Raw genomic sequence first — 12,532 nt, forward strand, 5'->3', positions numbered from 1 at the left:
GCGCACTCTCCTTAATTAGCGTTATTTTCACTTAAAAGTCTTTTGAATATTATTAATCCCTCAGAAATCTTATTAAGCTCTTCTTGTGTTCCTTGATTTAGTATACTCTCAATATTATGTTCAATTTGTTTATTAAAATTCTTATGAATTTCAATAAACTTTGGAGATATACTTACATAGACAACTCTCTTATCATCTTCACTTCTTTCTCTTATAACAGCATCTTGTTCTTCAAGTTTATCAATAATACCTGATACTGTACTATTAGGTAAATGTAGGTACTTACTTAATTCAGTCACTTTCATTTTCTTGTTTTTATATAAGAGTCCAATAACCATGCCCTGTGGAGCTGTCATTCCAGTCCGTTCAATTATTTTTTTCATATTTACTCTAAATAAACTCATTACTTCTTGAAATAATCTTGATACCTCTATACTTTCATTAATAATCTCCATATAATTCCCACCCCTTTTATATTTCGCTTCCAAACATTTCGTGTACGAATATTTCGCTTTCGAAATAAATTATATATCTCTAAATATATTTTGTCAATTAATTAAAATAAAAAACTCCAAAAACCAGAAATTTCTCACTCCTAATCTCTAAATTCAATTAGTTTATAAAGTATAATTTTAAATAAAATAAAAAAAGATACCGAATTACAATAAATTCAGTATCTTTTTTAAAATAATTTCTCAGTTTTTATCTAAATATGGATAAATAACTTAAGAATTAAACTTATTAGATGAACAGATTAACAAAGTTGCTAAAACTTTAGGTTCATATTTTCACTAGAAATCATAAATATATTTGTGGAGAAAACATTTGAAAATGAGCTGTTAAAGGTTCTTAGCTGTAGGTTGTTCCATTTTAGCTTGTCAAACTGAAAGTTGGAGCATGCTAAAGTGGATACAACCTGCTGCTTAGAACCTTCAGCGATATTTTCATAGCTTTTCGGAATCAAAATATTTATGATTTCGGTGAGCTATACGCATAAGTATAAATTATTGAAACACATCTTTACTATCTACATCAGCTTGAAGTAAATTCTTATCTTTTAGCCATTTAATGTTGTTATTCCAATTCTCTTTATCTTGACTTAAGAATTTACCACTTTCATTTTCCATAAGAGGTAAAAGTATCTCTAAGCTCTTCTTTTCTGTCTCTTCATCTAATGGGAAACTTTCATTTTGAGCCTTCAATATTAAATCTAAAGCCTTATCAGGATTCTTTTGAGTATATTCAAATCCTTTTTTAGCAGCTCCTAAGAACGCTTGTATTGTATCATTATTATTCTTAATTGCGTCATCGCTTGCAACAAATGCTAATTCGTAGTTATTTGGCACGCCAAAATCTGATGGCGCAAAAGTTTCTAATCCAATACCTTTTTTCTCTAATAATATTTTTTCATGGTTTATATATCCACCTATAATTGCATCAACTTGTTTTGTTTCGATTCCAGGCATTAAGTCATATCCAACATCTACAAATTCAACCTTTGATGGATCTCCGCCAGCTTGTGCTACCATTGCTTTAACAGTCTCTTTATCAATATCAAAAGATGCATATCCAACTTTCTTTCCTTCTAAATCCTTTAATGTTTTAACTCCTGAATCTTTACGAACCATTAGTTGGTTTAACGAACTTCTAACTATTGCTCCAACAGATTTAATAGGAATATTTTCGCCTCTTGCTAAGATAATTTGTTTAGGATAGCTTATTGCTAAATCAGCTTTTCCTGCTGCTACTAATTTAATTCCATCATCTGTACCTGCAGGTGTAATTAAGTTAACCTTCAATCCTGCTTCTTTAAAGTATCCTTGCTCTTCTGCTGCATATAAAAATGAATGAACTGCATTTGGGTACCAGTCTAAAAGAACATTAACTTCTTTAAGTTCTTTGGTAGCACTCTTGTCTTCCTTATTATTGGAAGCACTAGAGCACCCGCTAAATACTAAACTAACTAACATAATAAATAGTAAAAATATACTAAGCTTTTTTAATTTCATGATTGTCCTCCTTCAATCCTCTTCTGTATTTTAATAAAATCTTTTCTAGCAAGAATCCTACGGAAAATAGAATTAATCCTAGAAATGATAAAACTAACACTCCTGCGAAAACAGAATCTGCCTGAAGCATTCCTGCTGCTCTCTTAATATATATACCTAATCCCTTTTCAGCACCTAGCCATTCTCCAATGGTAGCCCCTGAAATACTGTAGGTTGCAGCTATTTTAAAACTGCTTAAAAAATTAGGTAATACGGAATTCATATGGAGTTTAAAAAATATTTGAAATCTATTTCCTCCAAGAGCTTTTAAAACATCTTCTAAATCTCTATCTACACTATTTAATCCATCTAATGTACTTATAACTATAGGGAAAAAACAAAATAATATTACTACTGCTACCTTTGACCATATGGTATATCCAAACCACATAACCATAATTGGAGATAAAGCTATAGTCGGAATTGTTTGAGAAAAAATTATAATTGGATATAAAGTTTTCGAAACATTTCTCCAAAGATATATGGAAAGTGCACAAGATATACCTATAATTACGGACGCAATAAGCCCTAATAGTGCTTCACCTAGTGTGATAAGAGAATGTTTATATATTAAATCTTTTTGATCTACTAAAGCCTTTATGATTTCAGAAAATCTAGGCAAAATAAAATTCGGCACCTTAAAATATGGTATTATAAATTCCCATGCCAAAATTATAATTATCAAAAATATTAAAGGAAATATATAGTCTTTAATTTTTTTCATTCTATATCCCCCCTTTATTTTCTTCTAAGGAGTCAAGAACATTTAAAATATCTCTTTTTAGCTCAATAAACTCACTAGAAAGTGTGGTCTCATAATTCCTTGGTCTTTCAATATTTACATCTATAGATTTTAGGTTTCTATATGGAAGCTCCGTACAAATAAGAATTCTATCTGATAAAAGCAAAGCTTCCTCTATATCATGAGTTATCATAAACACAGTATTACTTTGTCTTTGACAAAGATCTAAAAGCCATGACTGCATCTTTCTTCTTGTTAACGCATCTAGAGAAGAAAATGGCTCATCCAATAAAATTATGGAAGGATTATTTACTATTGCTCTTAAAAATGAAGCTCTCTGCCTCATACCACCTGATAATTCATGTGGATAATATTTTTCAGTTCCTTTAAGTCCAAAACCCTCAAAGTATGTAGCTGCAACTTTTCTAGCTTCTTTCTTACTATAACCATTTAATTCAAGTCCAACTGCTGTATTGTCGAGAATATTTCTCCATGGCATTAAAGAATCTTTTTGAGGCATATATCCTATAATATTTTTATTACCATCTTTTAATATATTTATATTACCATTTTGTGGCTTTAATAGTCCTAAAATTAATCGAAAAAGGGTACTTTTGCCTGTGCCACTAGGTGCAATAATAGTGACAAATTCATTTTTATTTATATCAAAAGATAAATCATCTACTATTAATTTTCCAGAATCCTTATATCCAAAGGATAAATTATTAATTTCCAATGCTTTCATCTAAATAACCCAACTTTCCTTTTTGTAGCACCCATCCCAAAACATATATTCATATTTTGAAGATATAATGAAAATTTCTTCTAATTTTTGAAGTTGTCTTTCTGGAAGCCCTTCTGCTAGTTTATCCATAAGTTTTATGCACCAATCATTTTCCTTGTTATATTCTTCTGTTGCATATGTAAGTATCCATTCACTGTAAAGTGGATGCTCTAATGCCTTACTATTCTTTGCCAAGGTTTTCCCAATAAATGCATAGCTCCACATGCATGGAAGTAGCGCTGCTACTAGTTCAGCTAAAGATCCTTCTGATGATACCTGCAGCATAAACTTTGTGTACGACAAATTACTTGCATTTGGCTTTGTGGCCTCTAGTTCTTCTCTAGTTATTCCAAACTTCTTAGCATATTCAGTATGTGCATCCATTTCAATATTTACTATAGCATTTGCACATTTTGCAAAGGCTTGTATATCTTCTAATGAATCTGCTTTAACCATACCTAATGCGAAAAGCTTTATATAATCTATTAGATAAACATAATCCTGCTTAACATAAAAGCAAAACTTATCTTCCATTAAAGTTCCCTCACTAAGTTCCTTAAGAAAAGGATGCTCCAAGCACGCTTCCCAAATAGGTTTACCTTTCAATAATAATCTTTGTGAAAATTGCATAAAAAAACTCCTTTCAAACAGTACTACAATACCATTGAAAAGAGTTAATAATCTAATTAAATTGTAAATCTACTACTTTTAGATTTAGCTTTATATTATCTTATAACTTCCCTTCGCTGGCATTACCCAGTGCAGGTTCAAAGGGTCTGAAAACTCATCTCAGCCATTCTGGCTCCCCTAGTACTCGTCTAAATTTTATACTCAAAGCTTAAAAATGTCAATGAAAATTTACCATCTTCTTTAGCTATATATGTCCGAAAACTCAATATTAATATTTTCAACCTTAGATTGGTTTGCATAACCATTCTTGCTTTTCTTACCTTTATCTTCTGGAACAATCTTAACTGGAAGACATATAATGAATTCTGTACCTTGTCCATAAATACTTTTTACTTCTATTGTTCCTTCATGCATCTCAACTAATGCTTTAACTATGGATAACCCAATTCCACTTCCTTCATGACTTCTATTTAATAATCGCTCTACCTGCTTAAATCGTTGGAAAAGCTGCGATACTTTTTCCTCTGGAATTCCTCTTCCTGTATCTTTTACAGAGATAACTATATGATCATCCATATCATATAAATTAACACTTATTTTATCTCCTGGTTCAGTGAATTTAGTAGCATTGGAAATCAGATTGAGCAAAATTCTTTCTAGCTTTTCCTCGTCAAAAGCCATAATTTTTTCTTCATTATCTGTATCAAATATTATTGTTCTAGACATATACTCTACATATTCAGCGGTTGATTGTGTTATATCCTCTACAACTTGTACTATATTGCCATTTTTCAATTCTAGTTTCATATAACCTGAATCAATCTTTGTTATATCTATAAGATTATTCACCAATCTTACCAACCTATAACAGTTTTGCTTTATACTATTTGTATAATTCTTCATTTTCTCAGTATTTAAATTCTCATCTCTATTTATAAGTACATTAAACAACTGCGCTGTTGAAAATATAATATTTAATGGTGTCCTTAATTCATGTGACATATTAGCGATAAATTCTGTTTTTAACTTTTCATACTGCACAGTTTCTTCTAATAATCTTTTATTTTCTGCAAGCATATTATTAAAACTATTTGCTAAAACTCCTATCTCATCTTTACTATCTATATTACATCGTATTGTCAAATCGCCTTTACTCGCTATCTCCATACAGGATTTTAACTTATTAATAGGCTTAACTAATGTATTAGCTAAAAATAATGCTATAATTCCGCTTAAAATAATAATTATTCCCCCGGTAGCTATTGTGGTAGTCAAAATTGATTTTGCTGAAGAGTTTAATTCCTCATAATCTGCTGTAGTAACTACATACCAATGCCAAGCTTCAAAATACTGATAATATCCTACCTTTTTAACTCCGTTATAAGTGTACTCAATCATTCCACTTTTTTCATTATGCATTTTTTGAACAAAATCATAATCACTTACATTTTTCCCACTATCAGATGGATGAAGAATTACATTTCCTTCAGAGTCTAGTATGTACGCATATCCAGTCTTTCCTAATTTCATATTGCTTAATGTCTTGTCCAAATAATCATTACTAATTTTATTTCCTAACCCTATTGCCCCTATTACTTTTTTATCTTTATCCAATATTGGCTTCATTCTTGTTAAATATCCAATTCCTTCTATTCTAATATCGCCAATATATTCTTCATTATTTAGTGTCTTTTTATAAGCTTCAGTATCGCTTGAAATATATGTACCTAATATTCTATTACCATTATTAAATACGGTAGTAGAAACCCTTATTAGTTTATCATCTTGTAATAAAAACATTGTTGCTATAGTACCTGTTGATTGTTTTAGTTTATCAACTATAGTATTATCTAAGGATATTCTTTGATTTCCTGAATATAAAACTGGTAAGTTAAAATCTCCAACTTTTACGATTTCATTGTAATCAACTCTCATATCAGCTAAATTGTTTAATACGTTATTTGCAAAATTTAAATCTCCATAAGATTTCTCAGTAAGCAAATCATTTCTTACACTCAAAGTTGTAATAATTGATTCTGTTAAACGTTGACTTTTTTCGTTAACCTCTTTAAAAACTGCTTTGTTAGATTTATTCCCAATTAACAACCCCAATACACTTACAGCAAATACAATTAAGATCAAATAGCTAATGATAAGCTTATATTTTATTCTCATTTCAAAACACTTCTCCCTAGTTAATTATATTTATTAACACTAAAATCAAATACGACCATAATATACATAGCTATTTGATTTATTGCATACCCGGATAATTATACCACAGGCGCAATGTTTTTTGAAATATTATTATCTCTCTAAAATATATTTATAAAAAAAATAAGAAGTACCCTTTTGATACTTCTTAACATAAACATTAATTAATCTATTGTTCTAGCCTTTTTAATGCTTCTATATCAATGTCTTCACTATAATTGACTCCATCAATTTCAAAACCATTTAACTGCATAAATTCCTTTTTATATCCGTCATAATCCGATAATATTTTAAAATTATCTGGAGTTATTTTTTCCCACAATTCATTAACTTCACTTTGTACATCTTCCCTAAGTTCCCAATCATCCATTCTTAATCTTCCACTATCATCAAATTCAAGTGGATTTTCTGCATATATTTTATCAGCAAACATTCTTTGCATCTGCATAATGCAGTTTTCATGTAAATTCTTTTCTTTCATTACTTTATATAATACCGCTGCATACAATGAGAAAGAAGGTATATATGCACTTGCCTTAGTTACAATTGCTTTATTTACAGAAACAAAAGCCTTTCCATTAATCTTCTTTTTCCACTCTTTATCTATTTGAATTGCAGTATTTTCAAGATGGCGTTTAGCCTCTCCTATTGTACCTTCCCTATAAATTTTATATGTTCTTGATGCTCCTATATATGAATACGAAATTGTTATAGCATTATCAGAGAGACAATCATTTTCAAGAAGTAGTTTACACCACTCACTCCAATCTTCACCTCCCATTACTTTTTTCGTTGCTTCTATCTCTTTATCAGTTGCTGAATTAACTTTAGTCGTAACAAGTTCATCTTTCTCCATATCAATTGTCGGCCCCTGAAATTCTCCAGATGTAGTTTTTAAAGTTGAATCGTATATATTACCTGTCTTAGAATCTTTTCTTCTTGGCGATGCTAAACTATAAATAAGTAAATCAATCTTTCCAAACTCATCCTTTATATATTTTATAACATTTTCTTTAACTTCATCTGAAAATGCATCTCCAATAAAGTTTTTTGCAATAAGTCCTTCCTTTTCTGCAAACTCTTTAAAAAATATATTATTATACCAACCTGCAGTCCCTGTTCTCCTATCTGTAATTCCTGTTTCAAACGAAACTCCAATTGTATCAGCTTTCGCTCCACCAAAGGCTAAAGAAATTCTTGTAGCAAGGCCAAAACCCGATGATGCTCCAATAATAAGCACTTTTTTAGGGCCATGAAATTGCTTTGCATTCTTACAATATTCGATTTGGTTTAGTACTTCTTTTCTACATCCATATGGATGGCTTGTTTTCGCTATTCCTTTAATTAATTCAGGTTTAAATATCATTCTATATCCTCCATTTATAAAATCTTCTTTGGCTAGTCTTTGTAAATCTTCGATAATATACTCTCCAGCGAATCACTTAAATATTTTTGATATTTCTTATTAGTTATATGAATCTCTATTTCATTCTTCTTTAGTATATCCACTAAGATTTTGTTTTTGGCATTTAAATCTGCCACTGCGAGAACAAGGTTTGCGATAATGTTTTGCATATCTGCATTTTTACCCCTGTATTTCTCAATTATTTCTTTAACGCCCATATAATCACCCCCTGATACAATAAATTATAAAAATATCAGTGATTATATTCCAAATTTTATAAATATATATTCTGCAATTGACAATGCAAAATTTTTAATTCACAATGCATATTTCACAATTCATTATAATTCTAAAATTATTGCAATATTTTTAGAATTATAATGAAGAATTATTTTTCCAATATATATTATTCCTATTAATGTATCTTTATAGCAATATTCTAATTATAACTATTTTACGCTTATTTTCTATAATAAACAGTAGTTAAGTATAAATTTCATTTATACAAAAATTTATCTAATTAAAAATCATCTTAATCTATAATATAATTTAAGAATTAAAACTTATATGATAATTGAACCATTAAAATCCATGTATATCTGTTTTCTTTATATCAAGTTCCTGAAACATGCTTGATATGATTCCTTTATATTCCTGTAAACTACTAGTCTTTCTTATCTTTTTAGCATATTTATCACTATTAGTAAAGATATGTATCATATAAAACCATAATTCTTTCATTTTAAATAAGACATTTTTATCACCTGAAAGAACTTCTTCATATCCTATGCAGACTTTATCATGAAATGCCTTCATTGATTCTTTATCAATAAGACGATTGGTCTTAATTTCTTCAATCAATCCCGGATTTGCAATAAGTCCTCTACCAAGCATTACTGTTTCGAGCTTCGAATAAGTTTCGGATAATTTCTTATAATCTTCTACATTAAAAATATCACCATTATAACAAATAGGATTTTTACTTAATGCTAATGCATCCTTAAACACTTCCATGTTAGGCTTATTTTTATAAAAGTCTGTCTGAATTCTTGGATGAATTATAAGCTCCTCTAAAGGATACTTATTAAATATTTCAATTAACTCATAAAATTCATCTGGCGAATCCTTTCCAATTCTTGTCTTTATAGAAATTTTAGTTGATGAATTTGAAAATATATCTTCTAAAAATTCATCAAGCTGCTTTCTTTGTGCAAGAAATCCTGATCCCTTATACTTTGCAACAACAGTGCCAGATGGACATCCTAAATTTAAATTAACTTCATCATATCCAAATTTACTCAACTGATTTACAGTATCAATGAAATACTCAGAATTATTAGTAAGTATCTGAGGAATAGCATTGATTCCTTCATTATGCTCAGGCAGCACATCGTTTAGCTCTCTAGAAGTAAAGCTTTTATTTTTAGTTGGCGATATAAATGGCATAAAGTACTTATCAATTTGTCCAAAAAAAGTTTCATATGCATTCCTATATACATATCCAGTAACACCTTCTAATGGTGCAAAATAATATTTCATATCATGAATCTCCTCATTAAGTAAGTAATTTCACCTTTATTGTATCCAACAAATACATTTTTGTATATAGATATATCAGCTATAAGCTATACTTATGCGTATACCTCGCCGAAATCATAAATATTTTGATTCCGAAAAGCTATGAAAATATCGCTGAAGGTTCTAAGCAGCAGGTTGTATCCACTTTAGCATGCTCCAACTTTCAGTTTGACAAGCTAAAATGGAACAACCTACAGCAAAGAACCTTTAACAGCTCATTTTCAAATGTTTTCTTCACAAATATATTTATGATTTCTAGTGAAGATATGACTTTAACTCTTAGCAACTTTGTAAAAATATTCATCTAATAAGTCTATTTTATTGAATATATATCTGTTCTATATGACTATGAAAATTTCACAAATATTTATCAAATTTCTCTACCAGAGATATTTCAATTTTTCAATGAAGAACCTTATAGATAACCCAACTATAAGTTAGATCTACACCATGAAATATATCCAAACTAGAAATAAGAATTATGCTTTTGCGAAATGTTTCATTAGGAATTTGATGGTTTTGATTCTTAGATTAAAAGTTGTTCCAAGTATGCTAGTTCAAAGCTCGCCTTTGAGGCTAGCATCTTGGGCGCAACTTGTAATCTTAGAATCATCCATCATAATTTCCTTAGAAACTGGAGCAACAGCATAATCCTTATTTCGGCGAGTTGTATGCATAAGTTTAAGTCTCACTTAGGTTATCTATAGCCACAAAAAAGCTATGAATATATTGCTTCAATAAATGAGTATCCTAATTTTAAGCCATAGAATATAAGTACTAGTCCACAAACTATGTTAATCCATTTAATTATTTTATTAAATTTACTGCTAAACTTTCCTACAAAGCCTGCAAGACTACTAAACCATATGGCTGATGCCATGCAGACCCCCACTATAAAGTACTTTGACATTTCTGCTGGAAGTGAGGCATTAAATCCACCTAATAATAAAGATCCATCAATTATTGCCTGGGGATTAAGCCACGTAACAGCAAAACAAGAAATAGTAATCTTAATAAATGAATTATCACCCAGCTTTTTATCTTCTAATATTTGTGAAGATGTTCTTATTAATCCAACTCCTATGTAAATTATAACGACAAATCCAAATAGAAGTATTGCCAATTTTAATAGATAGTATTTTTGAATAAGCGCCCCTATTCCAAAAAAGCACGAAATCGCTAATGAAATATCAAATAAGATAGTTATAAGTGCAACTTTATATGTTTCAGCCTTACTTTTTTGCATAGCAGTGTTTATTACATATAAGTTTTGTGTTCCTATTGGTGCTACATAAGCAAGTCCAAATAGAAGCCCTTGTAATAAGTATTTAATCATAATTTGCCCCCTTTATTAGCTCTTTTCTTATTTTAACTAATAAAATATAAAAAGTCCCCAACCAAGATATTAGTTTATTACCCAACCAAAAGCAGCTATTGAAAAAAATCAATAGCTGCTTTTGGTTATATCATTAAAATAGCTCTTTTTTATCAATTCTGATAATATCTTTAAACTCTTTTCTAATTCTCCCAGTGAAGCATATGAATATGAAATTCTTAAATTTTGACTATTAGAAAAATCATAAATATTTCCCGGATTAATCAATATTCCTTTCTCATAAGATAATTCAAATAGTTTATTTAATGATAATGATTTTTTTAATTTTAGCCAAATATAAAATCCACCCTGTGGTTTGCTCCATGTTGCTATACCATCAAAATACCTCTTTAAAATATCTAGTGTCACATCTCTTCGAATTTTTAGCTGATTTCTTAGCTGTAATAAATATTCATCATATAAGCCACTATCAATCAATTCAGCTAAGACTTCCTGAGATAAAGAACTTGTTCCATAATCCATCTGCATCTTAAGATCACTTAAATGTTCAATTACATTTTCTGGTCCAACTAGCCAACCAACTCTAAGGCCTGCCGCTATAGATTTTGAAGCCGTGCCTAAATACATCACATTTCCATTTTTGTCTTTTGATTTTAACGGTAGCGGCGGCTCTTTATCTAACCATAGTTCTCTATATGCATCATCTTCAATAATAGGAATTCTTTCTTTTGAGCATATTTCTAAAATTTCATTTCTTCTCTCTTCGGTCATTACAATTCCTGTAGGATTTTGAAAAGTGGGTATAGTATATAATAAAGTTGAATTATCATTTTTCTTACTTTTTATAATTTCATTTGCCTTGATGCCAAAGTTATCCATCGAAACACTATTTAAATTCATTCCATATGATTGAAATAAATTAAGAGAACTCAAATATGAAGGCTTTTCAACAAGTATTGTAGATCCACTCTTTAAAATCCCCATAGAAATTAACTGCAGTGCTTGCAATGATCCGGATACAATTAATATTTTTGATGGTGAAACATTTATATTATGCTTTTTCAGATACTTGCTTATTATTTCTCTTAAATGCAGTGACCCTTTCGGTTCTTCATACCCTAAATCTTTTACATTTTCCGAAACTTTGTTTAAAATCACTTTCATCATATCATGAGGATATAAATCACGCGAAAGCTCTCCAGTTCCTAACCGTATCATTCCATCTTTAAATTCTAATTGATTTATTTTTTGAATTGTAGGCAAATTGGGCTTTTGTATGCCACTTAAAATATAATTTTGCCATTTTAATGGTGAAATAGATGTAATTAGAGACCAGGTATTATTAACTATAACAGTTCCTACACCACTTTTACCTTCAATTAGTCCTTCTGCTTTTAATTCATCTAAAGCCTCCACAACAGTACTTCTATTTACTTCAAATATTTTTGACAGCTCTCTTTGTGTTGGCAGTTTACTACCTACATCCCATTCCCCCGTTGATATCATCGTCTTAATATAATTAACTATTTGCTGATACAATGGAATAGATGACATTTTATTTGGTTTCCAATTAACATTTAACATATAACTCCTACAATATATAGATATCCAACTAAGACCTGAACTTATGCATACAACTCGCCGAAATGAATAACATACTTTTGTTCCAGTTTCTAGTTTGGATATATTTCATAGTATAAATCTAACTTATAATTGGCTTATCTATAGATATCCAATTCAAGAATTAAACTTATGAATAGTAATTTCTAGCATAAACTAATGATTTAACCATGTT

The 12,532-nt window shown here is 29.7% G+C and carries 11 protein-coding genes and 1 riboswitch; all 11 genes read right to left on the minus strand.

The window, feature by feature from the left end; all coding sequences use genetic code 11:
- Window positions 1-11: 11 nt before the first annotated feature.
- The 11 genes from L1S46_RS18620 to L1S46_RS18670 all read right to left on the minus strand — a co-directional run bounded on the left by L1S46_RS18620 (window position 12) and on the right by L1S46_RS18670 (window position 12,321).
- Complete coding sequence (locus L1S46_RS18620; RefSeq protein WP_238900685.1) at window positions 12-455, minus strand: MarR family transcriptional regulator; 444 nt, start codon at window positions 453-455, stop codon at window positions 12-14.
- 549 nt (window positions 456-1,004) lie between these two features.
- Entirely contained in the window at window positions 1,005-2,009 is a 1,005-nt protein-coding gene (locus L1S46_RS18625; RefSeq protein WP_238900686.1) for an ABC transporter substrate-binding protein, read from the minus strand.
- Window positions 1,990-2,772, minus strand: a complete 783-nt coding sequence (locus L1S46_RS18630) for an ABC transporter permease (RefSeq protein WP_012058316.1) — start codon at window positions 2,770-2,772, stop codon at window positions 1,990-1,992. The genes L1S46_RS18625 and L1S46_RS18630 overlap by 20 nt, the downstream gene beginning before the upstream one ends.
- Window position 2,773: 1 nt before the next feature.
- A complete protein-coding gene (locus tag L1S46_RS18635) occupies window positions 2,774-3,535 on the minus strand; it encodes an ABC transporter ATP-binding protein (protein ID WP_238900687.1) in 762 nt (253 codons plus the stop codon).
- Window positions 3,536-4,204 carry a thiaminase II gene (gene tenA, locus L1S46_RS18640; protein WP_238900688.1) on the minus strand — a complete coding sequence of 223 codons (669 nt, stop codon included), beginning with the start codon at window positions 4,202-4,204 and terminating at the stop codon, window positions 3,536-3,538. It lies immediately after the preceding gene.
- A gap of 91 nt (window positions 4,205-4,295) precedes the next feature.
- Window positions 4,296-4,393, minus strand: a riboswitch (TPP riboswitch).
- Between the two features lie 51 nt (window positions 4,394-4,444).
- A complete protein-coding gene (locus tag L1S46_RS18645; protein ID WP_238900689.1) occupies window positions 4,445-6,379 on the minus strand; it encodes a Cache 3/Cache 2 fusion domain-containing protein in 1,935 nt (644 codons plus the stop codon).
- A 208-nt stretch (window positions 6,380-6,587) separates the two neighbouring features.
- On the minus strand, window positions 6,588-7,784 hold the full coding sequence (fabV, locus tag L1S46_RS18650; RefSeq protein ID WP_238900690.1) for an enoyl-ACP reductase FabV: 1,197 nt from the start codon (window positions 7,782-7,784) through the stop codon (window positions 6,588-6,590).
- A gap of 32 nt (window positions 7,785-7,816) precedes the next feature.
- On the minus strand, window positions 7,817-8,041 hold the full coding sequence (locus tag L1S46_RS18655; RefSeq protein ID WP_026889638.1) for a hypothetical protein: 225 nt from the start codon (window positions 8,039-8,041) through the stop codon (window positions 7,817-7,819).
- A 364-nt stretch (window positions 8,042-8,405) separates the two neighbouring features.
- Window positions 8,406-9,362, minus strand: coding sequence for a tRNA-dihydrouridine synthase family protein (locus L1S46_RS18660; RefSeq protein WP_238900691.1), 957 nt, complete (start codon window positions 9,360-9,362; stop codon window positions 8,406-8,408).
- Window positions 9,363-10,119: 757 nt separating this feature from the next.
- A complete protein-coding gene (locus L1S46_RS18665) occupies window positions 10,120-10,737 on the minus strand; it encodes a LysE family transporter (protein WP_238900692.1) in 618 nt (205 codons plus the stop codon).
- A gap of 108 nt (window positions 10,738-10,845) precedes the next feature.
- On the minus strand, window positions 10,846-12,321 hold the full coding sequence (locus L1S46_RS18670) for a PLP-dependent aminotransferase family protein (RefSeq protein WP_238900693.1): 1,476 nt from the start codon (window positions 12,319-12,321) through the stop codon (window positions 10,846-10,848).
- Window positions 12,322-12,532 lie beyond the last annotated feature (211 nt).

The organism is Clostridium sp. YIM B02500 (assembly GCF_022324665.1).
Lineage (GTDB): Bacteria > Bacillota > Clostridia > Clostridiales > Clostridiaceae > Clostridium > Clostridium beijerinckii.